Below are 23,580 nucleotides of genomic sequence, written 5' to 3'. Positions count from 1 at the left end.
GCGCGCCATGGTTAAGAACCCCACTCACAAAGACATCATGGCCATGCCGCTGGTCAAGCAGGTCATGGCCGCGGAAGAGTACCGGCACCGTGCGCGCCTACAAGAGATCAAGCAAATGGGCGCATCGCTTGCTCTGCTCGAGGGCGAGCACGCCAACATCAAGGCGGCCGGCTACACCATCTATGCGGACAACGTCTCACCGGTATTCGGCAAGCGGCAGACGTTGCGGATCAGCACCTATAGCGCTTATGCCGAGCCCACCCTGACCAAGGCATTGCTGATTGCCGGGTTCACGATCGTCGAGCGCGACAAGGGCGACCTCCGCGTTGTCCAGTTCAAGAAGGGCCGGCTGACCGTCCAGGTGTTCATGTCTGCCCAGAGTCTGGAGCAAGCCGAGCAGGCGATCGCTGCAGCATCTGCGCAAGCGCCAGCGCCCGCGGCCAACGTCAGCGAGGCCGCAGCATGACCACGTTCACGATCACCCACAACGACACCACCCTGCAGGTTTCCGGCACCTACCGCCGCGGGCACGACGCCACGCTCGAGCAGCCTGGCGCAGACGAATGCTTCGAACTGTCGAACGTCACCGACAGCGGCGTCGACGTAATGCACCTACACGACCTGGACGAAATCGCTGGCCTGGCACTGGAGGCATACCACGACCTTCAGGCCTACGAAGAATGCGATGCCACCGACCGTCAGAGCGAAGAGCGTCGCTTTGCCTTCGGGGTGACCGTATGACGCAAGGCGAAGCGATCGCACGCCAAGCCGCGCGCGAAAACCTGCAGCGCGAACTGTTGCGCGAACTCCAACTAGCGCACCGGATCATCCGCAACGCGCTCGCAGTCATGACGCCCGAGCAGAAGTCGGAGTGGGCGGCCAGGAACATCCTGAGCGGAAGCGACAGCGAAAGCACCACTCGCGCCCATGAGCGCGAGGCCGTCATCGCCAAGGCCTTTGGGAGCGAAATGTGAACCAGAAAAATCTGCGCGAGATCCAGGCTCGGAACCGCGCCCTCCTCTTCTACGTGCTCGGATTGTTCGCGGTCGTCGCCGCAGCGCACGAAATCACTCTCTATCTCGGAGGCTGAACATGATCAGCAAAAACATGGATCTCCGCCACGTCGTCACCGGCGTGAAGCTCTCCCGTATCGAGCGCATGGAAGCGCAGCTGCGTCACATGGTTGCGTCGAACCACGCCCAGCACAAGCAACGCAAGGCTGAGAACGCACGCCGCGGCATCACTCCGCGTGTCGCCATCGGCAGCGCGCACGTGCCTGCCGCCGTGGCTAAGGCCTTCGCCTACATCAAAGTCGCCTAACTCCCCACCATTCAAAGAGGAATCCATGGGAGCACCCGAAATCGAAGTTCTGGATCCGGCTCAGGCCGATCCGGTATTCGCCATTGCGGTATATGACGTCATCGAGGCAGGCCTTGCCGAACTGCGCACGGCCGGCGCTGAGGCCTTCGACGTGAAGAGCACGGCCGGGAACAAGGCTGCCCGCGAGTTCGTGCAGCGCTGCGTTGCCGCGCGTACCGCCACTGATGAGGCCTACACGAACTGGAATCGGCCGATGCTGGCCGCGCAGAAACGGGTACGCGAGAAGCGCGACGAGATCCTAGCTTCAGTGAAGGCGATCGAACAGCCGGTCAAAGATCAGATCGACGCCGAGCAGAAGCGCAAGGACGAGGAACGCATTGCCAGGGCCCGTGCTGAGAGCGCGCGGATCGGCGCACACCAAGCCTGCCTGAACGCGATCGCTACCCTGCCGAAGGACTACCTGAGCGCTTCCGTCGCCGACGTGGCAGCTGCTATCCGCGATCTGGAATCCCCGGAATACCTGGGCCAGCGCAGCTGGGACGAATACGCCGAGCAGGCCAAGGAAGCAGTCGATACCGCCCTCTCCACCCTGCGCGTGTACCTGCAGAGCGCCCAGAACCGCGAGGAACTGGCCGCGATGAAGGCGCGGCAGGAAGCCGAAGCCGCCGCCCGCCGTGCGGAGGAAGCCAAGGCCGAGGCCGACCGGAAGCGCGTGGCCCGCATCAAGGAACGCATCCACGCGATCGAGACAGCCCCGTCGACCTGCATCGGTCTGGGTGTGAAGCAGATCCAGCAGCGCATTGCGTCGCTCGCCGCCGAAGCCGCCGACGACTTCGCCGAATTTCAGGCCGAGGCCGGCGCCGCGATCGAAGCCGCGCTGGGCAACCTGAACACCATGCTGGAAGCCGCGCGCGACGCCGAGGAACTGGCCCAGCTGCGCGCCGACAAGGCCCGCCGCGAGCAGGCAGAGAGGGATGCCGCTGCCCGCAAGGTGCGCGAAGAGCAGGAAGCCAAGGCAGCAGCCGAACGTGCCGAGCGCGAGGCCGAAGCGCGCCGCCAGGCAGAAGCCCGTGCCGCCGAGGAAAAGCGCCAGCGCGAGGAAGCTGCGGCTCGCCGCCGCGAGCAGGAAGCACTGGCCGCCGCTGAAGAGCGGGCCCGTGCCGCCGCGCAGGTGCTGCTGTCCGCCCTGACGGGCATGCTCTCCATCGTGGACGACAGCGACGGCGTTGCGGGCTACCACCTCAACGACCAGGTTGCCGCATGGGCTGAGTTCGAAGAAGTTTCCGCCGCACGTGCCGCCGTTGCCCAAGCCACCACCGGAGCCCAGCAATGAACGCGCCGGAAAGAATCGCAGACCTGCCGACCGTCGACGTGAACCTGATCCCCGGCCCGGCACCGGAAAGCCTCGGGCAACTGTTCGAGGCGCTGGCCACCGCGCAGGGCGAGTTCATGCCCATAGCGAAGAACCGCACCGCGTACGTCATTCCCAAGGATATGGGCGAGAGGCCGTACACCTTCGAATATGCCGACATGCAGGAAATACGGGACAAGACCACCCCAGCCCTGTCGAGGCACGCGCTCGCGCTCATTCAGATCGTTTCGGACAAGCCCAACGGGGGCACGCACATCCGCACGATCATCGCTCACAAGTCTGCCGCCCGCATCGAGTCGTCGCTGAGTCTCGTTCGCGGCGATGCCGACATCAAGAGCTTCGGGGCCTCGATCACCATCCTGCGCCGCTACATCGTGACCGCCATGCTGAACGTCGCAGGGGAAGCGGATCTGGACGACAGCAGTGACCCGGACGCAGGCGCCGGCCTGTCGCCGGTGGCCGCCGACGTGCACACCGGCATGCGTGATGCCACGACCATCGGCGAGCTGAGCAAGATCATGGGCGGGCTGGATAAGGCGGACAAGGGCCGCTACTCCGACTACTTCAACCAGCGCATGCAGGAACTGCGGGAGGCAGCATGACCTGCTCCCAGCAACGCTTCGAGCGCGACGTCGACGAGCACAAGATGACTGTGCTCCACGAGGACGGCGTGTACCGCCACATCCGCTTCCGCAGGCCCGACTCCTCGAGTATGCATTTCGACTTAATCACCTACCCAGGCTATCTGGTCTACTCAGGGGATATGGGCTGCTACGTGTTCTCGCGCCTGACGGATATGTTCGAGTTCTTCCGCACCGACCGGCTCCACAGGAAAGACCCGAGCAAGCTGTACATCAATCGCGGCTACTGGTCCGAGAAGCTGCAGGCCGTAGACGGCTCGCGCCGCAACGGCAGCGCCACCGAGTTCTGTGAAGAGAAATTTACCCGGGTCATCAACGAGTACCGGGTCAACTGGATCCGTGAGGGGCGCGACAGCCTCACCAAGGACCAACGCCGCGAGTTGTGGGAAGCCGTGGACGATGACGTGCTGCGCCACCTCTACGAAGGCGAGCATTCCGTCTACCAGAAAGCTAACGACTTTTCCTGGTCTGTCGGCTGTGACACCCACCACTATCACTTTGCAGATCTGTGGGAGCACGACTTCAGCGACTATACCTTTCGCTTCACGTGGTGCTGCTACGCCATCGCCTGGGCGATCCGCCAGTACGACGAAGCGAAGGCTCCAGCAGAAGCGGAGGCAGCGTGAGGATCGTCACCTGCGCCCAAGGCTCGCCTGAGTGGCACGCCGCCAGAAGCGGTGTGATCACCGCCAGCATGTTCCGTGTCGCCCGGTCGCGAAAGAAGAACGGCGAGCGCACTGACGACGCCCTCAACTACGCCTTCCGCCTGGCTATCGAGCGTATCAGCGGCTCGCCACTGGATGGCGGCTTCGAGACGTGGCAGATGCGCCGCGGCCAAGAGTTGGAGGCCGATGCCCGCATCGCGCACCAGGCCGACATTGGCGAGTTCGTGGAGCCGGTCGGCATGGTCCTGTCCGACGACGGCAACTTCGGCGCGAGTGCGGACGGCTGGATCCGCAACGATGGAGGCGCCGAGTACAAGTGCCTCATCGCGCCGGACGAGTTGCGCACGGTGCTGATCGAGCACGACCTGAAGAAGTTCGATGACCAGGTGTACGGGAATCTGTGGCTGTCCGGCCGCCGCTGGTGGGACTTCGCTTTGTACTGCCCTGCCCTGAAGGCCATCGGCAAGGAATTCTTCCGCTGGCGCATTCAGCGGGACGAGGAATACATCGAAGCGATGGTTGCCGACCTCCTGGAGTTCGACAGCCTGGTGCAAGACAACGTGGCCGAGCTGCGCAAGCTGGCCGCCTGACCGACACGGAGACCGAATATGTGGTTTCGCAACCTCACCCTTTACCGCCTCGCTGACTTCCAACTGAGCGCCGAAGAACTGGCCGAGGCAATGGCGAAGCACGCCTACACTGCGTGCACGGATCTGGAAATGTCCTCGCAAGGCTGGATCGCCCCGCGCGACGGCGGCGACCTGGTGCACAGCGTCAACGGCCAGATGCTCATTACCTTGTGCATCGAGAAGAAGCTGTTGCCGGCCGCCGTGGTCAAGGAAGCCGCCGCCGCTCGCGCCGCCGAGGCCGAAGAGCAGCAAGGCTTCAAACCCGGCCGCAAGCAACTGCGCGAGATCAAGGAAGCCGTCACCGACGAGCTCCTGCCGCAGGCCTTCAGCATCCGCTCCAAGATTGCCGCATGGATCGACCCTGCCAATGGATGGCTGGCGATAGATGCGCCGAGCAGCACGAAGGCCGACGCCCTCACCGGCTACCTGTTCAAGTCCGTCGACGGCCTCGAACTGGTCAGCCTGCGAGTGAAGGACGCTCCCGTAGCTGCCATGACGGAATGGCTTGCCACGGATTCGGCGCCGGCAGGCTTCACCATCGACCAGGACGCCGAACTGCGCGCCACCGGCGAAGGCCGCGCAACCGTTCGATACGTTCAGCACACGCTGGAGCCTGCAGACGTAAGCCGCCATATTGCCGCCGGCAAGCGCTGCACCCAGTTGGCCATGACGTGGAACGACCGCGTCTCGTTCGTGCTGACTGAAGGGCTCACGCTCAAGCGCGTTGCAGCGCTGGACGTCCTGAAGGAATCGGCGGGCCCCGTTGAGCAGACCGCAGACGAGGCCTTCGACGGCGACTTTCTACTGATGGCCGGCGAACTCGCCCGCCTGCTGTCGGATCTCGTGTACGCGCTGGGCGGCGAGCAGGTGCCCGAAGCACCCGACGACCTGGTGTCCGCCGCGGAGGATGCTGAATCGCCAGCCGGCGACGAGGCTGACCCGCTCTACCCTCAGGCCGTGGAGGTTGTCCAGAAGAGAAAGCGGGCCAGCATCTCGCTTGTCCAGCGGCATCTGCGCATCGGCTACAACCGGGCGGCCCGTCTGCTCGAGCAGATGGAGGGTGGTCGTATCGTATCAGCGATGGGGTCCGACGGTAGTCGCAGGGTTCTGGTGGGAGCGTCGGCATGACCACGAAGCGTAAGCATCCGCGTGGCTGGACCGACGAGGAGATCGAGATCCTTCGCCTCCAATGGGAAAGCGGACAACCGATCAAGACGTGGGCGCACCTGCTTCCAAACCGTACCGAGCGAGCCATCAGTACATATGGCAGCGCCGAACTCGGACTACCAGCGCGCGGGAATGGCCGTACTTCGGGCAACTCGATGACCTGGCGTGCCATTGAGCGCGTGCTGTCCGATGGTATTGCTCGCGACGCCGCCGAGATCGGCCGGCTCACTGGTCTGAGCCAAAACTACGTGCTGGCGGAACTGCGTATGCACTATCCGGCGAGCGTGCACGTCGGTGGGTATGGCTTGCGTATCAGCGGGCATGGCTATCGACCGAGGCTCTGGAAACTAGGCCCAGGCAAGGATTCGCCGCGACCAAAGCCGATGACCTCAGCAGAGCGAGCGCGCAAGCGCTGGCGCATGCTGAAGGAAGAGCGGCCCGATTACATCGAGACGCGCAACGCCAGGTACCGGCTCAAACATGCCGAGAAGGCCGGAAAACTGATCCGCCGCGACCCTGCAGCCGCGTGGATAGGTTCCACACCATGAGCCACCACATTGATCATCGTGGCCGCTGCCGGGGCGATCTTCGCTGCAGTCGGCATCTAGGCGGTAATCCGCCAGGCGGAATGGATCCGCACCATTGAGAAGGAATTCAAGCAATGACCGAACAGAACAACAAAGCGCTGAAGGACGACTTCCGCGGCGACGATGCGCTAGAACGTCGCAACGTCTTGGCGCGCCTTCTCCTCGCCGTAGTCGAGGGCGGCATCGATGCTCGAGAAGTAGTCGGTACCTTCGATGAGATCGTAAGACTGAACCTTGGGAAGGTCGCCTCTGACAGGTCGGCCATCGATGCGAATGATCGAGTAGCGAACTACGTAGCCTGGCCTACTTGGGTCGTCGCTCTGGTCGGCCTGAATCGAAACCTCGTATTCGCCGATCGTGACACGTCTTTCCATGGCTGTCTCCGTCATGCTGGACGCCGGCTATTCCTCGGTACCCAGAATTACGTCCACTGCGGCCCTGCCGGCCAGTTCGGCGACCAGGTATGCCCACCGCTCCGAGTATGGCCCGCCGAAGACCTTGATGCGCTTTCCAATGGCCGCGACTCCAGGCGGACTCATTGGTCCTTCAATCTCGAACCAGACGTTGAACATGTCCTTGGACACCTTTTGGACATCGACCTGGATGTTGAATCCACGGTACTCGATCACGCGTTCCATGGCGGTCTCCAACCCTTTCAATGCATCCTAGCATGACGAAAGAACTCCCCATCCTAGGTGCCATGGTGCGCGCCAATGCATCAGAGATGGCACTGGTCAGCGAAGGAAGCGATGCGGATAGGAATGGCGGCGTGGGGCTAGAAGCTACCCTCATCCAAATCGATCAGAAATGCATCGGGTACATCTACTCGTCCATTTGGATCGTAAGTGGCAAGCCTCGCATCGAGTATCTCCACTGCCCTATTGAAGATGCGCTCCTGCTCGTGTTCGCTTGCATTCTCCCAGCGCTCGACAAGTGCTGCATCGATCAAGACAACGATGGGTGCATTCCGCCTGCGCTCCCCACGTTCCTCAATTGTCCAGCTAACCCGGACATGTCCCTCGGCTCCCGACTCATCAAATTTTGCGCCCCTCGGAAAGACATCCGTTCCTTCAAGAGCATTCTCAAGCCACTCTGCGGCACGACCCATGGTCCTCTCCCATCGTTTCGGAAGATCGTAGCATGACCAAAGAACGCCCCATCCTCTTCAGCGGCGCCATGGTGCGCGCCATCCTGGACGGCCGGAAGACTCAAACGCGACGAGTGGTGAAGCCGCAGCCAGAAGTTAGCGAGCAAGGCAACCTGATGGGCGACTGGCTCGCCAAGCCTCTCGACGGCCTGCTGCTGCCCAAGCTACAGGACATCACGATCCACTGCCCCTACGGCCAGCGGGGCGACCGTCTATGGGTGCGCGAGACGTGGGCACAGCCGGTCCCGCTGGACCCGGGCCCCACGGTCTACCGCGCTGATTACCCTGCGTGCGTGCCGCCAGGCTACGAACGAATTCCCAAGGCCGACGAGATTACTTGGAAGCCGAGCATCCACATGCCGCGCGCTCTTTGCCGCCTGGCGCTGGAAGTGACCGGCGTCCGCGTCGAGCGGCTGAACGAATGCAGCGAGGCGGATGCGATCGCTGAAGGCATCGAGCGCGATGGTGACGGCTGGAAGTCCTACGCCGGCGGCAGTTGCGTTGCCTTTCCGACTACCAGCTACGCATCGCTGTGGGACAGCATCAACGGCGCCAGCGCGTGGGAGGAAAATCCGTGGGTGTGGGTGGTGGAGTTCCGGAGGGTTCAGCGTTGATCCTCAATCCACGCTTTCGCCCATGCGATGCCTGCCGCGACGGCAAATTCGAACGTTGCAAAGGACCCCAGAGGCTCAGACGCCTCCAGAACGAGATGGTCCTTTTGCACGGTGCCAAAGGCTTCGAACGATCCATCAGCCAGTTGCTTCGCAAAGCCACGCACTGTGTAGTCCTTGTAGCTCTCAATGCCCATGGTGGCCCCCTGTTTTGGAGGATCGTAGCATGAAGCACCTGACCACCAAGACACTCGACGGAGAGGCCGGCGCCATCCTTTCCGACTGCGAGCAGTACCGCTATCGCCTCTGGCGCGAGTGGGATGCCAGCCGACCGGCGCTGGGCTTCATCATGCTCAATCCGTCGACCGCCGACCACCAAGTCAACGACCCGACGATCACCCGCTGCCTGCAGCGGGCCATGGCCGGTAGATACGGCCGACTCGAAGTGGTGAACCTGTTCCCGCTACGGTCGACCGACCCGGACGGCTTGCTCACGCATGCTGCGCCTCTCGGCGATCGGCCGGACCGAAACGCTGGCGCGATCATGGATGCGATCGACCGTTGCGCGATGGTGATATGCGCTTGGGGCGCGCACAAGGCTGCGCCAGTGCAGGCGGAAGAGGTGCTGCGGATCGTGCGCATGTGTGGCCGTGGCAACCTGCTCTACCACCTTGGATTGAACCAGGACGGCAGCCCCAAGCATCCGCTCTATATCGCGAAAACGAAGCGGCCGGAGCCATTCACCGCGATACCTGCCACACAGGTAAAACAAAAATACGCGCTACACAGGTAATGCAGCAGTCGAATTGCGATTTATCCCCAATTATCCGGAAACGATAATTCAGCATCACCATCAATGCAGCAAGCAACAGAACGAATCATCGAATTGACCCGCCATACCTGGCGGATTGGAGTAAGGGGTGAGCGACTTCCTATCAACGGCGCAACTGGCCGACCTGGTCGGTTGCAAGAAGAACCAACGTTACGAAATGGTCAAATGGCTGGACCGGGAGCGTTGGCGCTACGTCATGGACAAGAACGGCCTACCCAAGGTCGCCAGGGCGTACTACAACCGAAAACTCGGGATCGAAGAATCCAAGGGGCCAGCGAAGTATGACGACGCGCCGAACCTCGCAGCGTTCGCGTAAAGAAGCCACTGGCATCGATCGTCTGGTCAAGTACATCGGTGCCAAGAAGGTCTCGTTCTACTACAAGCACCCTGACGGGAAGAGCGAGACCCTGGCTTCCGCCCCGCTTGGCGATCGCAAGGCTATCGCCGAGGCGGAGCGCATCGCTAAACGGAAGGCCTTGGACATTCAGGCCGGCCAGATCATCGCCGGGTCGGTGGCGGACCTGATTGATCGCTTCAGGACTGAGGTCGCCCATACGCACTACCGTGACCAGTCCAAGGAAGGCAAGGCGGTCAGGGAAAGCGCATTCGAGAACCTGACGAAGTTCTTCGGCAAGATGGCGCCGGCAGCGCTGAAGACCGTGCACGGCTACCAGTACCTCGATGCGCGGGCAAAGACCGGTGCACCCATCAAGGCCAACAAGGAACTGTCCCAGATGTCGACGATCTGCAACTACGGCGTCCGCTGGGGCCTGATGGAGGCAAACCCCTTCGTCGGCATGATGCTGAACAAGGCCGACAAAGACGTCCGGACGGTCAGCCGAAGCCAGGTGGTGCGGTTCTACCTATGGTCCTTACGGCAAGGCCACGCCTACCGGACCATGGGATGCGCCGCGATGTTCACCTACCTGACCGGCTTCCGCGCCGCCGAGGTCCGCCCATTCCACCTGTCCGGGCTATCGGATGACGGCGTGCGCGTCGTCGGCGCCAAGCGCAAGAAGGGAGAGGCCGAGGTCGTCAAGGTTCGTGACTGGTCCCCTCGCCTGCGCGTCGTTGTCGAGCGCGCGAAGCGCACGGCCGCCGAGACCACCACGAAGAAGTTCGTGGTGCAGAGCCTCTACCTGTTCCCGAACCGCAAAGGGCAGCCCTACAGCAAGAGCGGCTGGGGGTCGGTCTGGCAGGACGCCATGTGGGAATGGATCTCGACGTTCGACACCGAGGCAGCAGAGGCGCTGCGCGCCGAGCGTGCCCAGTCCGCCGCGACTCGGAAGGACAGGAGCCAGGGCAGCTGGACGTCCGGATATTCGATTGCCGAGCACGAGGCGTATTTCTCCACGCTCGACATCCGGCCGGCTGCGATCACGACAAAGCTCGAGCAGCGTTCAGCGGACGCCTACGATTTCGCGGCGCACGCGAACCCGTCGACAACGCACCGCCACTATGACCGGCGCAAGGTCAAACGGGCGTCAGCAACAGAATAACGGGAGCAGAAAACAGAAACGGCGCCATTGGCGCCGTGGGAAAATTCCCATTTCCGTGGGAAATTCCGCATCACGAAACGGTTAGGAAAACCGTAAGAGCTTGATGCGAAAGAGAATTTTGGGGTGGCTGATGGGACTCGAACCCACGACGACAGGAATCACAATCCTGGACTCTACCAACTGAGCTACAGCCACCGTAGAGGTCATCAGCGAAGCGCTGATCGACGAAAAACAAGATTATACAAACATCTTTCCGACATGGCTAGTATCACGCACAAAATTTTTTCCAGGCCCGTCATCGTCACTTGCGAGGCGACCAGCGGGCCTCCAGCAGCACCGCCTGCTTGATGGCTTCGATCGTCTCGGCCTCGGTGTCGTACTGCCCCAGAAGCCGGCGCGATTTTCCATTGAGCGCGTCTTCCTGGAGCGCCCTACCCGCTGCCTCGGTCGTGCCTGGGTGCCAGCAGTAGCGGGCCGTCCATTTGCCGTCCTGCAGGCGCTCGGCCACCCATATCAAGCGGAAGTCCTCGAACACAACCCCGAACGGCGTCTGGTCATCCACCACAGCCACCTCATCCCAGCGATTGATCTGACAAAAACACGGCGGCGCCGTGTCGCGGATCATCGTATCACGGTCACCCCGCACAATGAGACGCGGCCATGCCGCCCGGGGGCCGACATCCGATCCCGAGCGCCGGGCGCAGATATGCTTTACACGGCCCCTACTGATGCAGGGTTCAATGGGCAATCCGGCGCAACGATACTTTGACGCGAGGGACATTGACCCCTCGACCTTCCCGTCAGGCGGTTTCTGGAAGGGGCGCCTGCATTTTTTTCGATTGATCAGCTTCCTGGCACGGAACCCGGGGGCCTGATCCTCTGCCAAACCTGCCGTACAGTTTTGAGGAGCGCGGTAGTGAAGCAGATATTCGGGATGGCGGTGACAGCCCTGCTGGCGGTGATGCTCGCAGCATGCGCCAGTGGCGGGGCTGAAGGTAGCGGCTCAGGCATCACCACGTATGGCACGATCGATGTCGGCATCAACCACACGAGCAAGTAGTTGCTGCCCCGAGGAACTCTATCGTCACAGTTCCGTCCAACTGCTCGCTCGGTACGATGGGGATCAAAAAAAAAGAGCCCGCAGCGCGGACTCTTAACTTTTGCGATCTCAAATGCCCTGAAGGCCGTTGCACTGTAACCGGCAGTCAGGCCTCGCGCCATTCGGGTTAACCGAAACGTCGCAGCGGGGCAACTCAAAAAAAGCAGCCCGCAAGGCGGGCTGAATAATCAGTTGAAGAAAGCCCTGTATTCGAGGGCAGGCACAGTGTAAGAAAGCGCCTGCCCTCGGCTAATTAGGGGAATCCCTTTCCTGGCGTGGGCTTCCGGGCGACGACTTGCAGTATGTGCCGCACGCGTTACCTGCATTGCCCCATGCATAATTTCTCCGTTCGGAATTAGAGTGTTTACTCCACGACTTTCCTGGCGTCATCCACGGTAATCGCCTATGCGGCCACGCGATGCGCGGGCTCGATCGGGTCCGTGGCATGCAGATGGGAACGCGCCTCTTCGAAGATCGCATCCACATCGGCACGCGCACGGGCTGCCGACATCCGCTTGGCGTCGGACAGCACGCGCCGCCAGCCACGACCACCCGCGACGCCCCGGTACAGACCCAGCATGTGACGAGTCACCGCACCCATATAGCCGCCGCGTTCCACGAGGTCGCCGATATAGCCCTGCATGGCAAGCTCCACCTCCAGCCGCGACCGGACCGGCGCCTCTGCATCGCCGTAGAAACGGCCATCCATTTCAGCGAGCACATAGGGCTGGTGATAGGCTTCCCGCCCGATCATCACCCCGTCGACGTGCTCCAGATGGGCAGCCATTTCGTCATAGCCGACGATGCCGCCGTTGATCAGGATTTCCAGTTGCGGGAAATCCTTTTTCAACTGGTAAGCGACTTCATAGCGCAGCGGCGGAATTTCACGGTTCTCCTTCGGGCTCAGGCCTTTCAGGATCGCGTTGCGCGCATGCACGATGAATGTCTCGCAGCCAGCCCGCGCCACCGTGCCGACAAAATCACGGACAAAATCATAGTGCTCGACCTTGTCGATACCAATGCGGTGCTTGACGGTCACCGGGATAGACACGGCGTCGCGCATGGCTTTTACACAGTCGGCCACGAGTTGCGGCTCTGCCATCAGGCAAGCGCCGAATGCACCCCGTTGCACGCGCTCGGACGGGCAGCCGCAATTGAGGTTGACCTCGGCGTATCCCCACTGTTGACCAAGGCGCGCTGCCACAGCGAGGTCGGCCGGCTCGCTACCGCCCAACTGCAGGGCCACGGGATGCTCCGCGGCGTCGAAGTCCAGATGCCTGGGCACGTCGCCGTGCAGCAGCGCGCCAGTCGTCACCATCTCCGTGTACAGCCAGGCGTGGCGGCTGAGTTGGCGATGGAACATCCGACAATTGCGATCGGTCCAGTCCATCATCGGGGCCACAGAAATCCGGCGAGGCCTTATTTTTCCTTGATTGCCGCCTGTGGACTTGGTTTGCGGGGTGCTACGGGTCTGTTCCATTTCCTGCTGATTCTGCCTATTTCGTCCCATTTTCGGACCAAAGTGCAACGATGTAGCACCATCACTACTCGTGTAGCACCGCCATGGGAACGATCACGCAACGCGTGCGAAAGGTCGGAAGTATAGGGTACACGGCGCGGATCCGCCTGAAGCAAGGCGGTGCCGTCGTGTTCACCGAGGCCAGGGTGTTTGACCTCTGACCGGCCGCCGCTTCCTGGCTGGAGTAGCGCGAACTGACCTAGCCTGTATCGGTTTGACCTAGCCGGCAACTTCATCAGGGAAGGCCGAATAGACTTGGACAACCCGTCCCCCGAGGATCCGCATGTACCAGGCACGCTCGATTATGGCCCTGTTAGTCCCCGCTTTGCTGCTGACAGGATGCGCGACCGTTTCGCCTCCGTTGTCGTTGCCCACCACTGTCCATTCGCATACAGCCTCACCTGCGATCGTGACAATCGAAGAGGTGTATAGCCTTCTCGGCGGCCAGCCATCGACCTCTTGCACTGATGCGGCATGCACGCTGACTGCACCGGGTCGGGCCACATATCAATGTGTCGCCGGCGCGTGCGTCCAGGCGAACTGAAGGCAGTCCGGCAATCGAACGCAGCCAAGTCCCTCGCGATGACAGCAATGTAACGAGATCGAAAGCAAAATGAAAGGATGGTTTGGATACCTTGGCGCTGCGCGGCAACGCAATCTCCTTGCGCAGCGCTCGCCCCGGCTCCCCGAAGGGGCGGCCCCGTTCCCCGCCCGGGCCTCATGAACGCTGGGCGGGGGTTTTTTCTACCGCCGAGAATGCGGCAGGAGCCTGTCCAGCCCCGGACGCGGGCCATTCTTTCGAATTCGCGCCAATCGCACTTGCCGTGTGCGGTAGCCCACATTGCCCTCCTGACTAGCCTTCTACGCTGGAAGGGCACGGCGGGAATTGTCCTCCCCGGTATCCGCCGTGCATTTCACCCCGCCGCGTCAGAGGCTGAGCGGCGGGGTGTCTTTGCCACGCCGGCGGCAGTGTTGCTCAGTCGTAAGCCACGGTCACTGTCGCACCTACAGGGCCGCCGGAAGACGACGCAATGGAAAGCGTGCCGCCATCTCGCCCAAGATGATACGAGCCTGTGGAAGGGACACTTGACCGGCGCCCGCGTGCATCGGTGTATTGAAGAGCCAGAGGTACGCTGCCCAGACCATCGACACGCACGCTCGCACTCGGCCGGTTGGCTGGCTGGCTCAGAAAGCCGATGTCGGCCCTGGCGACTCGACTACCCGGACCATGGCGCGCTGCGCCAGGCACGACGCGCATCTCGTACGGGGGCGCGACAATCATTCCCGAGAAGTAAATGGTTCCGCCGTCGGCATGGCAGACCGTGGGGGCCACACAGGCAGACAGCAACGCCAATGCGGCCAGGCGATACGGATAAGCGCTAAGTCGATTCATGTCAGCCCCTCATCATGGCACCGCCATTGCGGCGGTACCGGTGTTGTGCCTGACTGCTTTAACGACGTTTATCCGACGATCCTGAAGACCCTGTTAGGACTGTCGTTCCGGAAATATAGGCGAGCACCGCCCTGCGGCAAAGCCACCAAAAAGCCTTGCGTCTCACTGTTGCTTTGATGGCTCACTGGTATCAACACGCATTCACCAACTTCTCCACCTCGCTGGAGCGTTCGCGGAATTCGGTCATGCCGGTGCAACCGAGATGCGGCGTTGTGCCGGCCCAGGCAGTTCTGCACGCACCGGCATCGGGTCTACACGGAAAAGGACAAGCGCATAGCCACAGCGCGTTTGCGCTGCGACCGGTGCCCGCGACGCGGCTGCCGCCTCAGCGAGGGGCTGCGTTGCGTTCGATCCAGGCGGCGTAAGCCGTCAGGTATTTGCCGAGGAATCCGCTCACCGATTCGTTCGCGAGACCGCCCTGCTCGTCGAACAGCTTGTCCGCTCCGCCGATATAGGCTTCCGGCTGCTGCAGGACCGGCACGTTCAGGAACACCAGCGACTGCCGCAGGTGATGATTGGCGCCAAAGCCGCCAATGGCCCCGGGCGAAACGCTGATGACGCCGCCGGGCTTGCCGTCCCACGCACTGCTGCCATATGGGCGGGATCCGACGTCAATGGCATTTTTCATCGGCGCCGGAACCGAACGGTTGTACTCGGGCGTGATGAAGAGCACTGCATCGGCACGGCGGATGCGGTCGCGGAAAGCGGTCCACTCGGGGGGCGGGCTGGCGTCGAGGTCCTGGTTGTACAACTGCAGGTTGCCGATCTCGACGATCTCCGGCTTCAGCGACTGCGGCGCCAGCGCGATCAGCGCCTTGGCCAGCTTTCGGTTGAACGACTCCTTGCGCAGGCTTCCCACCAATACAGCGACATCTCGAGGATTGCTCATCACGGCTCCTTCAACTGTGTGGTTCGAGTGAAGCGGAACAGCTCTGGCCGCCATGGATCACATGGCCTAACCTGGCGCTGATCCAGCCTTCACTCTACCCGAGTCCGGAGCGCCGCGCGGCGCACCCCTTCTTACTTGCCGAGGCCTGCCAGAGGATGATCCTCCGCGCGCCACGGGCTGTCGAAGAACGACAGCACCTTGTCGCGGCTCACCTCGTCGATGCGCGCATCCTGCCAGCGCGGCCGGTGGTCCTTGTCGATCGCCAGGGCACGAATGCCTTCCACGCCGTCGCCCTTGCGGAACACGTAATGCATCATGTCGAGCTCCATGCGCAATTCGTCGTCCAGCGACATCGTGCGCGCGCGCCGGATCTGCTCCAGCGACACATGAAGCATCAAGGGCGAGCGGCTGCGCAGCATCGCGGCCGTGTGGGCGGCCCAGTCGCCCGGCGCGTCGCTGATCGCGGCCAGGATGTCCACCATCGTGTCGCCGCCAAAGATGCGATCGATCTGCGCCGACAGGCCGGCAAGCTGGCTTTGCGCCGGCACGCAGGCTTCGCGATGCTGCTGCGTGAACGTGGCGATATGGTCGAGCACGGCCTGGCCGTGGTCGAACGTCCGCGCACGCAGATCGCTCGCCACCTCGGCGAGCACCTTGCCCGGCAGGTAGGCATCGGCCAGTCCGGCATACAGGGCGTCGGCCGCGTGAATCACCGTGCCGGTCAGGCCCAGGTATTCGCCGATGCTGCCCGGCGTACGCGCCAGGAACCAGCCGCCACCCACGTCCGGGAACAGCCCGATGTTGGTCTCGGGCATGGCCATCTTGGTGCGGTCGGTGACGATGCGCAGACGCGCGCCTTGCGAAATGCCCATGCCGCCGCCCATGACCACGCCATCCATCAGCGCGATATACGGCTTGGCGTAGCGGTGGATCAGGAAGTTGAGGGCATATTCCTCGACAAAGAACTGGTCGAGCAGCGGATCGCCCTCATGCGAGGCCTTGTGGAAATAGCGGATGTCGCCGCCAGCGCAGAAGGCCTTGCCGCCGGCTCCGGCCACCACGACGGCCACGACCTCTGGTGCGTTGGCCCATGCCTGCAGTGCCCGGGTCATGGCGCGGATCATTTCCAGCGACAGCGCGTTGAGCGCCTGCGGCCGGTTCAGCGTCAGGTAGCCGATGCCACCCTGGACTTCCGTAGTGACGAAGTCAGTCATGATGCTCTCCTACGCGAATGCAAGCCGCGATTTTACGCCGATCACCCGCGCAGGCACGCGCGCGTGTGCGGCATCCGCACACGCCTTCATGCCGCTACGACATCACTGCGGCCCTCCATCATGCAAGCCTGAACGTCGACATCAGCGCCATCAGCCGTTGCGCCTGGTCCTGCAGCGATGCGGCGGCCGCCGCGGCCTGCTCCACCAGCGCTGCGTTCTGCTGCGTCATGCCGTCCATGTGGGACACCGCCAGGTTCACCTGCTCGATGCCATTGGACTGCTCGTCGGACGCCGCGCTGATGTCGCGGATGATCGCACCGACCCGCCGCACGGCGTCGACAATGTCTTGCATGGCGCGGCCCGCGTCATCCACCATGCCGGTCCCCTCGCGCACATTGGCCACCGATTTGCCGATCAGCCCGCGGATCTCCTTGGATGCTCCCGCGCAGCGCTGCGCGAGGTCTCGCACATCGCCAGCCACCACCGCGAAGCCGCGCCCGTGTTCTCCCGCACGCGCGGCTTCCACCGCTGCGTTCAGGGCCAGGATATTGGTCTGGAAGGCGATCTTCTCGATCACGTCGATGATGTCGACGATCTTGCCCGAACTCGCGTCGATGGACTGCATCGTATGCACGACGCGCGCCACCGCTTCGCTGCCACGTTCGGCAAGCGTGGTGGCGTCGTTGGCCAGGGTAGCCGCCTCGCGCGCGCTGTCGGCGTTCTGGCGCACCGTGCCGGTCAGTTCTTCCATGCTCGACGCGGTTTCCTCCAGCGACGCCGCCTGCTGCTCGGTGCGCTGCGACAGGTCCGCATTGCCACTGGCGATCTGCCGGCTGGCTGCCGCGATCGAATCCGCGCCGCCGCTCACCTGACCCACCATCGCGACGAGGCTCGACTGCATACGTCCCAGCATGCCCAGCATGCGACTGGTTTCGCTGCGTGCACGCTCGTCGGCCATGACGCCATCGTCACTCCCCTTGCCGCTCAGGTCGCCACCGGCCATGCGTTCGAAGCGCGCAATGGCAGAATCCAGCGGCCTGACGATGGACTGTCGCAGGCGCCATGCCACCACCGTGCTGAACGCCAGCCCCGCAACCAGCACCACGGCCGACCAGGCCAGAAGCATGCCGTAGCGCTGCTGCGATGCCTCATAGACCCGACGCGCGCCGGCTACCTGTGCGCGATTGAGTTCGGCACTGGCCGCGGTGAAGGCGATATCGAGCTTCGGGATGGTTTCGAGCACAGCCGTCATCATCGCCTCGCGGTCACCCGCGTTCAGCGCCGCAACCATCGGCGCGACGCCCTGCGAAAACAGTGCACCGCGCTTGGCCGACACGTCCTGCGTCAGGTTCGCTTCCTCTGGCGCACGCGGCAATGCGAGGTACGCCTGCCACGCAGCATCCGAACTCTTCGCAAAGCCCTGCGCGGTCTCGGCACGCGCTCGCGCGTCGGCAGGATCCTTGGCAAGGGTTGCCTGGTCCAGCAGCACGCGTACCAGCAACTGGTTGGACCGTGCTTCGGCCAGGTGCATGGCCGCGGTCAGCTGATGCTCGTAGATTTCGCGCGTGGCGTCATTGCTGCGCGACATGCCGATCATGCCGACTGCGCCAACGAGCAGCAGCAGGATATTGGTGACGACAATCAGGAACCACAACCTGGCTCCGATAGTAGTGTTGCGAAACATGGGCTCTCCGGGGGTAAAGGGACGGCCCAGCCGGCCGTCCTGCTGGTCTACGGCGTGGCAGATCGTTCCTTGACCCTCCCGTCGCGACAGACAGAACTGACTTTCCTGTCATCATCCGCAACACGGCTCCGGCACCTGGAGGAATCCCTCCTGGCAATTTTTCGCGGCCCGTGCACACTAGCCGCATGCACACCGAGTCGCTTGATCCCGGATTGATCCTGCTGGCGTTCGCGCCGGCTTTCCTGCTGACTATCGGCTGCGAGGCGTGGTACTGGTCGCGCCGGGACCGCGGCATCTACGGGCTGCGCGACACAGCGTCCAACGCGGCGCTGGCGCTGATGCACCAGGCATCGGATGCCTTCTTTCTCTGGCTGATGGTCCGCACCGTCTATACCTGGTGCTACCAGCACGGCCTCAGGACGATGCCCGAGACGGCGTGGTCATTCGCACTGCTCCTGCTGCTGCAGGACTTTCTCTACTACTGGTTCCACCGGGCCAGCCACCGCATCCGCTGGATGTGGGCGTCGCACGTGACGCACCATTCGTCCGAAGGCATGAACTTCTCCACGGCATTCCGGCAGAGCCTCACGTATCCGCTATCGGGCATGTGGTTGTTCTGGATACCGCTGGCGTGGATCGGCTTCACGCCGGACTGGGTGATCCTGGCTGTCGGGCTCAACCTCGCCTTCCAGTTCTTCGTGCACACGCGGCTCGGCCGGCGCTGGCCGTGGATCGAAGCCGCACTCAACACGCCGTCCGTGCATCGCGTGCACCATGCAAAGAACGACGGATACATCGATCGTAATTACGCAGGCGTGCTGACCATCTGGGACCGGATGTTCGGGACGTTCGTGCCGGAGCGGGAAGCGCCGGTGTTTGGCATTACGCGCCAGGTGCGCACACACAATCCGCTGACGCTGACCTTCCATGAATGGCGCGACATGTTCGCCGATACCTGGCGCGACCGTGACCTGCGCTACCTTTGGAAGCCGCCCGAATGGCGCAGCCCGCGAGCACGGGCCAGGTCCTGATAAAGGCCGACAAAGAAAAAACCGCGCACAAGGCGCGGTTCTTTCAAGCAGCAATGACGCTCGGCCTTACACGCCTTCGCGCGAGGCACGCTTGCGCTCGTGCTCCTTCAGGTGGCGCTTGCGCAGGCGGATGCTCTTGGGCGTGAGTTCGACCAGTTCGTCGTCGGCGATGAATTCCACCGCGTATTCGAGCGACATCTGGATCGGCGGCACCAGGCGCACGGCTTCGTCGGTACCCGAAGCACGCACGTTGGTCAGCTGCTTGCCCTTGATCGGGTTGACCACCAGATCGTTGTCGCGGCTGTGGATGCCGATGATCATGCCTTCATACAGCGCGTCGCCCGGCTTGACGAACATGCGGCCGCGGTCCTGCAGCTTCCACAGCGCGTAGGCCACGGCATCGCCGTCGTCCTGCGAGATCAGCACGCCGTTGTGGCGCTCGCCCAGGCCGCCTTCGCGCACCGGTGCGTAGTCGTCGAAGATATGGCTGATCAGGCCGGTGCCGCGCGTCAGCGTCAGGAACTCGCCCTGGAAGCCGATCAGGCCGCGGGCCGGGATGCGGTACTCGAGGCGGGTACGGCCCTTGCCGTCCGACGCCATGTCGAGCAGTTCGCCCTTGCGGCGGCCCAGCTCTTCCATCACGCCGCCCTGGTGGCTGTCTTCGACGTCCACGGTCAGCAGTTCGTACGGCTCGTTCTTGACGCCGTCGATTTCCTTGAACACCACGCGCGGACGCGACACGGCCAGCTCGTAGCCTTCGCGACGCATGTTTTCCAGCAGGATGGTCAGGTGCAGTTCGCCGCGGCCGGACACTTCGAAGATGGTGTCGTCGCCGGTATCGGCCACGCGCAGCGCCACGTTGGACTTCAGTTCGCGGTCCAGGCGCTCGCGCAGCTGGCGGCTGGTCACGAACTTGCCTTCACGGCCGGCCAGCGGCGAGGTGTTGACGCAGAAGTTCATGGTCAGCGTCGGCTCATCGACCTTCAGCATCGGCAGCGCGTCCTGGGCCTCCGGCGCGCACACCGTGCAGCCGATACCCAGTTCTTCGATGCCGTTGATCAGTACGATGTCGCCGGCTTCGGCCTCGGACACGATCTCGCGCTCCAGGCCCTGGAACTTCAGCACCTGGTTGATGCGGCCCTTGATCGGGTTGCCTTCCGGACCGAACTTGACCACCACGTCCTGCAGCGGCCGGGCGCGGCCACGCGAGATACGGCCCACGCCGATCTTGCCGACGTAGCTGGAGTAGTCCAGCGAGATGATCTGCAGTTGCAGGGGGCCGTCGCGATCGTCGTCACGCACCGGCACCTTGTCCAGCACGGTTTCAAACAGCGGCTTCATGTCGCCGTCGCGCACGTCTTCGGTCAGGCCGGCAAAGCCGTTCAGGCCCGAGGCGTAGATCACCGGGAAGTCGAGCTGCTCGTCGGTGGCGCCCAGCTTGTCGAACAGGTCGAAGGTCTGGTTGATCACCCAGTCCGGGCGCGCGCCCGGGCGGTCGATCTTGTTGACCACCACGATCGGCTTCAGGCCCAGCGCCAGTGCCTTGCGGGTCACGAAGCGGGTCTGCGGCATCGGGCCTTCGACGGCGTCCACCAGCAGCAGCACGCCGTCAACCATCGACAGTACGCGCTCCACTTCGCCGCCGAAGTCGGCGTGCCCCGGGGTATCAACGATGTTGATGTGCGTGCCGTTGTACTCAACAGCACAGTTCTTCGCGAGAATGGTGATCCCGCGTTCCTTTTCCAGGTCGTTCGAGTCCATCACCCGCTCGGCAACCTGTTGGTTGTCGCGGAAGGTGCCTGCCTGGCGCAGGAGCTGATCGACCAGAGTGGTCTTGCCATGATCAACGTGGGCGATGATGGCGATATTACGGATGGCGCGGGTCATTGCAGCGTCTCGCTGTGCGGAATTCTGAGGTAACCCAATATTATAGCATGCTGCGGCGCGTCATGCCTTGCTTCAATTCCGCCCACGCTATGTCTTTATTATTTCCAAAACAGAAATGGCGAATTTCCATCCTTGCGGATAGTTGAACGCACACATATATTTGTCACAGCAAAGATTGCAGAGGCAAATGATGTCACCGGACTCGTCCGCCACTTCTTCCAGCGAACTCAACGAACTGTTCGACCCTCAGCGCTACGTCATGGCCGACAGCGTGGGCTACCTGATATCCCGCGCCAAGAACACGCTCGCCCACAGCATCGAGCAAGAGGTGAGCAACCTGGACATTACGCATGCGCAGGCGAGTTGCCTGATCATGATTTCCTCCGGGCGTGCCAGTACGGTCACCGACCTGGGCCGCGAACTGAGCACCGACATGGGCTCCATCACGCGACTGCTGAGCCGCATGGAAAAGCGCGGGCTGATCCAGCGCACGCGGCGCGACGACGATCGTCGCGTGCTCGACCTGTCGCTTACGCCGGCGGGCCATGCACTCGCCGCGCAACTGCCCGAGGCCTTCTGCAAGGTTATGGCCGGGCATTTCCGCGGATTCTCCGCGGAAGAGATCGAAACGCTGCGCGGCATGCTGCGCCGGGTGATCTGCAACAACTCCGGCTAGCGCACCGGCACATTTTCCGCTTGCGCCACCCCGCTTGCGCCACCCATTTCGAACCGTTATCGACCCAGATACCAAGCACAGCCTTCGCCGCCCAGTGCATCAACCATGAACCAAGCGCTCTCAATCCTTCCTTATAGCCCGTCGCGCATGCGCGCCCTGGGCCGCCGCGCCGGCACACTGGCATTGACGGTCGTGGCCGCAGCCGTGCTCGCCGGCTGCGCCGCCTTCGGCGATTCGCACAGCACGCAGACCATGACGGAAGCCAGCGCCCTGGCCACCAACCAGACCCTGCCGGCCGAACATGGTCAATGGCCCGGCATGGACTGGATCGACCAATTCCAGGATCCGCAACTGCACGCGCTCGTCGACGAAGCGGTCAAGGACAACCCGAACCTGCAGGTCGCGTTTGCGCGCGTGGAAGCGTCGCGCGCCATGGCCGACGTCACCCGCAGCGCGCTGTATCCCACCATCGGCTTCAACGCGGACATCACGCGCGAGATCTTCTCGGAAACCGACCTGTTCGCCGGCACGCCACTGGCTGGCCGCTGGTGGAACCAGTCGCACCTGCAGGCCAACCTGTCGTACGAGTTCGACTTCTGGGGCAAGAACCGCTCGGCACTCGAAGCAGCGCTGTCCGACGACCGTGCCGTGGAGGCCGAAAGCCAGGCCTCGCGCCTGATCCTGACCACGTCGGTCGCCAGGGCCTACGCCCGCCTGGCCGCGCTCTATGCGCAGCGCGACGTGGCCGAGCGTGCCATTACGCAGCGGCAGGACCTGACCGGGCTGTCGCAGCAGCGCCTGGCCGCGGGCCTCGACACCCAGGTGGAAACCACCCAGGCGCGCGGCACAGTGGCCGCCGCCCGCACCGACCTGCAGCGCATCGACGAAGACATCGCGCTGTCGCGCAACCAGATCGCCGCCCTGCTTGGCAAGGGTCCGGATCGCGGCCTGTCGATCCAGAAGCCGGTCCTGCTCGCGCACGCCACGCCAAAGCTGCCGGACGACCTGACCATCGGCCTGCTGGGCCGCCGCCCTGACCTGGTGGCCGCGCGCTGGCGCGTGGAAGCCAGCGGCAAGGAAATCAAGGTCGCCAAGGCGGAGTTCCTGCCGAATATCACGCTGAGCGGCTTTGCCGGCCTGGCGTCGCTGCGTCCGGAAGACCTGTTCATGGGCATCAGCCGCACCATGGGCTTCGGTCCGGCGCTGCACCTGCCGATCTTCGAGGGCGGCAAGCTGCGCGCCAACCTGAAGGGCCAGTACGCGCGCTATGACATTGCCGTCGCAAGCTACAACCAGACCCTCGTCGACGCGCTCAAGGAAACCGCCGACACGATGACGAGCATCCACAGCGTGGACAACCAGATCAACACGCAGCGCGAAGCGCTGGACCTGGCCGAACACGCCTACTCGCTCGCCACGATGCGCTACAAGGCCGGCCTCGGCACGCAGCTGACCGTGCTGAACGCCGAGAGCAACGTGCTCCAGCAACGCCGCCTGGCGACCGATCTGCAGGCCCGCCGGCTGGACCTGCAGATGGCCCTCATGAAGGCCCTCGGCGGCGGCTATGAAGAACCGCAGGAAGGCGGCGAAGGCCACGCCCCCGCCGCGGCAGCAACCAACCAGACAACCAGCCAGGCCGGCGCACGCGGCTGATCCGC

At 63.2% G+C, this 23,580-nt stretch carries 28 protein-coding genes, 1 tRNA gene and 1 pseudogene; 19 read left to right on the top strand and 11 right to left on the bottom strand.

The window, feature by feature from the left end; all coding sequences use genetic code 11:
• Window positions 1–7: 7 nt before the first annotated feature.
• The 11 genes and pseudogenes from KHO22_RS01000 to KHO22_RS00955 all read left to right on the top strand — a co-directional run bounded on the left by KHO22_RS01000 (window position 8) and on the right by KHO22_RS00955 (window position 6,342).
• Entirely contained in the window at window positions 8–466 is a 459-nt protein-coding gene (locus KHO22_RS01000; protein WP_211945223.1) for a hypothetical protein, read from the top strand.
• On the top strand, window positions 463–741 hold the full coding sequence (locus KHO22_RS00995) for a hypothetical protein (RefSeq protein ID WP_211945222.1): 279 nt from the start codon (window positions 463–465) through the stop codon (window positions 739–741). Before KHO22_RS01000 ends, KHO22_RS00995 begins: the two co-directional genes overlap by 4 nt.
• Window positions 738–974: a hypothetical protein gene (locus KHO22_RS00990; protein ID WP_211945221.1), complete on the top strand. Its 237-nt coding sequence runs from the start codon at window positions 738–740 to the stop codon at window positions 972–974. The genes KHO22_RS00995 and KHO22_RS00990 overlap by 4 nt, the downstream gene beginning before the upstream one ends.
• A gap of 118 nt (window positions 975–1,092) precedes the next feature.
• Window positions 1,093–1,320, top strand: coding sequence for a hypothetical protein (locus KHO22_RS00985; protein ID WP_211945220.1), 228 nt, complete (start codon window positions 1,093–1,095; stop codon window positions 1,318–1,320).
• A 25-nt stretch (window positions 1,321–1,345) separates the two neighbouring features.
• The gene (locus KHO22_RS00980) at window positions 1,346–2,653 is read left to right on the top strand and encodes a hypothetical protein (protein WP_211945219.1); all 1,308 of its coding nucleotides are present in this window, start codon (window positions 1,346–1,348) and stop codon (window positions 2,651–2,653) included.
• Window positions 2,650–3,294 carry an ERF family protein gene (locus KHO22_RS00975; RefSeq protein WP_211945218.1) on the top strand — a complete coding sequence of 215 codons (645 nt, stop codon included), beginning with the start codon at window positions 2,650–2,652 and terminating at the stop codon, window positions 3,292–3,294. Before KHO22_RS00980 ends, KHO22_RS00975 begins: the two co-directional genes overlap by 4 nt.
• Window positions 3,291–3,959, top strand: a complete 669-nt coding sequence (locus KHO22_RS00970) for a hypothetical protein (protein WP_211945217.1) — start codon at window positions 3,291–3,293, stop codon at window positions 3,957–3,959. Before KHO22_RS00975 ends, KHO22_RS00970 begins: the two co-directional genes overlap by 4 nt.
• Window positions 3,956–4,588, top strand: coding sequence for a lambda exonuclease family protein (locus KHO22_RS00965; RefSeq protein WP_230426691.1), 633 nt, complete (start codon window positions 3,956–3,958; stop codon window positions 4,586–4,588). Before KHO22_RS00970 ends, KHO22_RS00965 begins: the two co-directional genes overlap by 4 nt.
• A gap of 18 nt (window positions 4,589–4,606) precedes the next feature.
• Window positions 4,607–5,494: pseudogene (locus KHO22_RS00960) on the top strand (recombination-associated protein RdgC); the annotation flags it as partial.
• Window positions 5,471–5,755, top strand: a complete 285-nt coding sequence (locus tag KHO22_RS32405) for a DNA translocase FtsK (RefSeq protein ID WP_230426717.1) — start codon at window positions 5,471–5,473, stop codon at window positions 5,753–5,755. The pseudogene KHO22_RS00960 and the gene KHO22_RS32405, both read left to right, overlap by 24 nt.
• The gene (locus KHO22_RS00955; protein ID WP_211945215.1) at window positions 5,752–6,342 is read left to right on the top strand and encodes a hypothetical protein; all 591 of its coding nucleotides are present in this window, start codon (window positions 5,752–5,754) and stop codon (window positions 6,340–6,342) included. Before KHO22_RS32405 ends, KHO22_RS00955 begins: the two co-directional genes overlap by 4 nt.
• Before the next feature lie 167 nt (window positions 6,343–6,509).
• Here KHO22_RS00955 and KHO22_RS00950 read toward each other — a convergent pair whose 3' ends face one another.
• The 3 genes from KHO22_RS00950 to KHO22_RS00940 form a co-directional block, all read right to left on the bottom strand.
• Entirely contained in the window at window positions 6,510–6,755 is a 246-nt protein-coding gene (locus tag KHO22_RS00950; RefSeq protein ID WP_211945214.1) for a hypothetical protein, read from the bottom strand.
• A 27-nt stretch (window positions 6,756–6,782) separates the two neighbouring features.
• Window positions 6,783–7,019 carry a hypothetical protein gene (locus KHO22_RS00945; protein ID WP_211945213.1) on the bottom strand — a complete coding sequence of 79 codons (237 nt, stop codon included), beginning with the start codon at window positions 7,017–7,019 and terminating at the stop codon, window positions 6,783–6,785.
• A 137-nt stretch (window positions 7,020–7,156) separates the two neighbouring features.
• Window positions 7,157–7,489 (bottom strand): hypothetical protein, encoded by a 333-nt coding sequence (locus tag KHO22_RS00940; RefSeq protein ID WP_211945212.1) that lies wholly within the window; start codon window positions 7,487–7,489, stop codon window positions 7,157–7,159.
• A gap of 32 nt (window positions 7,490–7,521) precedes the next feature.
• Here KHO22_RS00940 and KHO22_RS00935 point away from each other — a divergent pair, with 32 nt between their 5' ends.
• Window positions 7,522–8,142: an ASCH domain-containing protein gene (locus tag KHO22_RS00935; protein WP_211945211.1), complete on the top strand. Its 621-nt coding sequence runs from the start codon at window positions 7,522–7,524 to the stop codon at window positions 8,140–8,142.
• Here KHO22_RS00935 and KHO22_RS00930 read toward each other — a convergent pair.
• Entirely contained in the window at window positions 8,133–8,336 is a 204-nt protein-coding gene (locus KHO22_RS00930; protein WP_211945210.1) for a hypothetical protein, read from the bottom strand. The two genes, KHO22_RS00935 and KHO22_RS00930, sit on opposite strands and share 10 nt — an antisense overlap.
• A gap of 29 nt (window positions 8,337–8,365) precedes the next feature.
• On the opposite strand from KHO22_RS00930, the gene KHO22_RS00925 reads away from it, so the two are divergent.
• The 3 genes from KHO22_RS00925 to KHO22_RS00915 all read left to right on the top strand — a co-directional run bounded on the left by KHO22_RS00925 (window position 8,366) and on the right by KHO22_RS00915 (window position 10,470).
• Window positions 8,366–8,932: a DUF1643 domain-containing protein gene (locus KHO22_RS00925; protein ID WP_211945209.1), complete on the top strand. Its 567-nt coding sequence runs from the start codon at window positions 8,366–8,368 to the stop codon at window positions 8,930–8,932.
• A gap of 127 nt (window positions 8,933–9,059) precedes the next feature.
• Complete coding sequence (locus tag KHO22_RS00920) at window positions 9,060–9,287, top strand: DUF4224 domain-containing protein (RefSeq protein WP_211945208.1); 228 nt, start codon at window positions 9,060–9,062, stop codon at window positions 9,285–9,287.
• The gene (locus tag KHO22_RS00915) at window positions 9,253–10,470 is read left to right on the top strand and encodes a site-specific integrase (protein ID WP_211945207.1); all 1,218 of its coding nucleotides are present in this window, start codon (window positions 9,253–9,255) and stop codon (window positions 10,468–10,470) included. The genes KHO22_RS00920 and KHO22_RS00915 overlap by 35 nt, the downstream gene beginning before the upstream one ends.
• Before the next feature lie 119 nt (window positions 10,471–10,589).
• Here the strand turns inward: KHO22_RS00915 and KHO22_RS00910 are convergent.
• Window positions 10,590–10,665: transfer RNA gene (locus tag KHO22_RS00910), tRNA-His, on the bottom strand.
• A 106-nt stretch (window positions 10,666–10,771) separates the two neighbouring features.
• A complete protein-coding gene (locus KHO22_RS00905) occupies window positions 10,772–11,095 on the bottom strand; it encodes a hypothetical protein (protein ID WP_420839565.1) in 324 nt (107 codons plus the stop codon).
• A 291-nt stretch (window positions 11,096–11,386) separates the two neighbouring features.
• On the opposite strand from KHO22_RS00905, the gene KHO22_RS00900 reads away from it, so the two are divergent.
• On the top strand, window positions 11,387–11,530 hold the full coding sequence (locus tag KHO22_RS00900) for a hypothetical protein (protein WP_211945493.1): 144 nt from the start codon (window positions 11,387–11,389) through the stop codon (window positions 11,528–11,530).
• A gap of 442 nt (window positions 11,531–11,972) precedes the next feature.
• Here KHO22_RS00900 and dusA read toward each other — a convergent pair whose 3' ends face one another.
• The 4 genes from dusA to KHO22_RS00880 all read right to left on the bottom strand — a co-directional run bounded on the left by dusA (window position 11,973) and on the right by KHO22_RS00880 (window position 18,328).
• Window positions 11,973–13,049, bottom strand: coding sequence for a tRNA dihydrouridine(20/20a) synthase DusA (gene dusA, locus KHO22_RS00895; RefSeq protein ID WP_211945206.1), 1,077 nt, complete (start codon window positions 13,047–13,049; stop codon window positions 11,973–11,975).
• A 1,817-nt stretch (window positions 13,050–14,866) separates the two neighbouring features.
• Entirely contained in the window at window positions 14,867–15,430 is a 564-nt protein-coding gene (locus tag KHO22_RS00890; protein ID WP_211945205.1) for an NADPH-dependent FMN reductase, read from the bottom strand.
• A gap of 131 nt (window positions 15,431–15,561) precedes the next feature.
• A complete protein-coding gene (locus tag KHO22_RS00885; RefSeq protein ID WP_211945204.1) occupies window positions 15,562–16,644 on the bottom strand; it encodes an enoyl-CoA hydratase/isomerase family protein in 1,083 nt (360 codons plus the stop codon).
• Between the two features lie 118 nt (window positions 16,645–16,762).
• Entirely contained in the window at window positions 16,763–18,328 is a 1,566-nt protein-coding gene (locus KHO22_RS00880) for a methyl-accepting chemotaxis protein (RefSeq protein WP_211945203.1), read from the bottom strand.
• 185 nt (window positions 18,329–18,513) lie between these two features.
• Here KHO22_RS00880 and KHO22_RS00875 point away from each other — a divergent pair, with 185 nt between their 5' ends.
• The gene (locus tag KHO22_RS00875) at window positions 18,514–19,359 is read left to right on the top strand and encodes a sterol desaturase family protein (RefSeq protein ID WP_211945202.1); all 846 of its coding nucleotides are present in this window, start codon (window positions 18,514–18,516) and stop codon (window positions 19,357–19,359) included.
• A 66-nt stretch (window positions 19,360–19,425) separates the two neighbouring features.
• Here KHO22_RS00875 and typA read toward each other — a convergent pair whose 3' ends face one another.
• Window positions 19,426–21,246, bottom strand: coding sequence for a translational GTPase TypA (gene typA, locus KHO22_RS00870; protein ID WP_211945201.1), 1,821 nt, complete (start codon window positions 21,244–21,246; stop codon window positions 19,426–19,428).
• 190 nt (window positions 21,247–21,436) lie between these two features.
• On the opposite strand from typA, the gene KHO22_RS00865 reads away from it, so the two are divergent.
• Window positions 21,437–21,922: a MarR family winged helix-turn-helix transcriptional regulator gene (locus tag KHO22_RS00865; protein WP_211945465.1), complete on the top strand. Its 486-nt coding sequence runs from the start codon at window positions 21,437–21,439 to the stop codon at window positions 21,920–21,922.
• A gap of 105 nt (window positions 21,923–22,027) precedes the next feature.
• Entirely contained in the window at window positions 22,028–23,575 is a 1,548-nt protein-coding gene (locus tag KHO22_RS00860) for an efflux transporter outer membrane subunit (RefSeq protein ID WP_211945200.1), read from the top strand.
• Window positions 23,576–23,580 lie beyond the last annotated feature (5 nt).

The sequence above is a fragment of the Cupriavidus yeoncheonensis genome (assembly GCF_905397275.1).
Lineage (GTDB): Bacteria > Pseudomonadota > Gammaproteobacteria > Burkholderiales > Burkholderiaceae > Cupriavidus > Cupriavidus yeoncheonensis.
Note: the sequence above shows the minus strand (reverse complement) of the source record. Positions and strands in the feature narration are given on the sequence as shown.

Bases quoted from the DNA above. Each gene is read 5' to 3' on its own strand.
- KHO22_RS00940 (WP_211945212.1), bottom strand. From the start codon at position 7,489: ATGGGTCGTGCCGCAGAGTGGCTTGAGAATGCTCTTGAAGGAACGGAT.
- KHO22_RS00915 (WP_211945207.1), top strand. From the start codon at position 9,253: ATGACGACGCGCCGAACCTCGCAGCGTTCGCGTAAAGAAGCCACTGGC.
- KHO22_RS00975 (WP_211945218.1), top strand. From the start codon at position 2,650: ATGAACGCGCCGGAAAGAATCGCAGACCTGCCGACCGTCGACGTGAAC.
- KHO22_RS00985 (WP_211945220.1), top strand. From the start codon at position 1,093: ATGATCAGCAAAAACATGGATCTCCGCCACGTCGTCACCGGCGTGAAG.
- KHO22_RS00990 (WP_211945221.1), top strand. From the start codon at position 738: ATGACGCAAGGCGAAGCGATCGCACGCCAAGCCGCGCGCGAAAACCTG.
- KHO22_RS00880 (WP_211945203.1), bottom strand. From the start codon at position 18,328: ATGTTTCGCAACACTACTATCGGAGCCAGGTTGTGGTTCCTGATTGTC.
- typA (WP_211945201.1), bottom strand. From the start codon at position 21,246: ATGACCCGCGCCATCCGTAATATCGCCATCATCGCCCACGTTGATCAT.
- KHO22_RS00875 (WP_211945202.1), top strand. From the start codon at position 18,514: ATGCACACCGAGTCGCTTGATCCCGGATTGATCCTGCTGGCGTTCGCG.
- dusA (WP_211945206.1), bottom strand. From the start codon at position 13,049: ATGGAACAGACCCGTAGCACCCCGCAAACCAAGTCCACAGGCGGCAAT.
- KHO22_RS00955 (WP_211945215.1), top strand. From the start codon at position 5,752: ATGACCACGAAGCGTAAGCATCCGCGTGGCTGGACCGACGAGGAGATC.
- KHO22_RS00995 (WP_211945222.1), top strand. From the start codon at position 463: ATGACCACGTTCACGATCACCCACAACGACACCACCCTGCAGGTTTCC.
- KHO22_RS00925 (WP_211945209.1), top strand. From the start codon at position 8,366: ATGAAGCACCTGACCACCAAGACACTCGACGGAGAGGCCGGCGCCATC.
- KHO22_RS00970 (WP_211945217.1), top strand. From the start codon at position 3,291: ATGACCTGCTCCCAGCAACGCTTCGAGCGCGACGTCGACGAGCACAAG.
- KHO22_RS00980 (WP_211945219.1), top strand. From the start codon at position 1,346: ATGGGAGCACCCGAAATCGAAGTTCTGGATCCGGCTCAGGCCGATCCG.
- KHO22_RS00950 (WP_211945214.1), bottom strand. From the start codon at position 6,755: ATGGAAAGACGTGTCACGATCGGCGAATACGAGGTTTCGATTCAGGCC.
- KHO22_RS00905 (WP_420839565.1), bottom strand. From the start codon at position 11,095: ATGATCCGCGACACGGCGCCGCCGTGTTTTTGTCAGATCAATCGCTGG.
- KHO22_RS00885 (WP_211945204.1), bottom strand. From the start codon at position 16,644: ATGACTGACTTCGTCACTACGGAAGTCCAGGGTGGCATCGGCTACCTG.
- KHO22_RS00930 (WP_211945210.1), bottom strand. From the start codon at position 8,336: ATGGGCATTGAGAGCTACAAGGACTACACAGTGCGTGGCTTTGCGAAG.
- KHO22_RS00890 (WP_211945205.1), bottom strand. From the start codon at position 15,430: ATGAGCAATCCTCGAGATGTCGCTGTATTGGTGGGAAGCCTGCGCAAG.
- KHO22_RS00945 (WP_211945213.1), bottom strand. From the start codon at position 7,019: ATGGAACGCGTGATCGAGTACCGTGGATTCAACATCCAGGTCGATGTC.
- KHO22_RS00935 (WP_211945211.1), top strand. From the start codon at position 7,522: ATGACCAAAGAACGCCCCATCCTCTTCAGCGGCGCCATGGTGCGCGCC.
- KHO22_RS00860 (WP_211945200.1), top strand. From the start codon at position 22,028: ATGAACCAAGCGCTCTCAATCCTTCCTTATAGCCCGTCGCGCATGCGC.
- KHO22_RS01000 (WP_211945223.1), top strand. From the start codon at position 8: ATGGTTAAGAACCCCACTCACAAAGACATCATGGCCATGCCGCTGGTC.
- KHO22_RS00865 (WP_211945465.1), top strand. From the start codon at position 21,437: ATGTCACCGGACTCGTCCGCCACTTCTTCCAGCGAACTCAACGAACTG.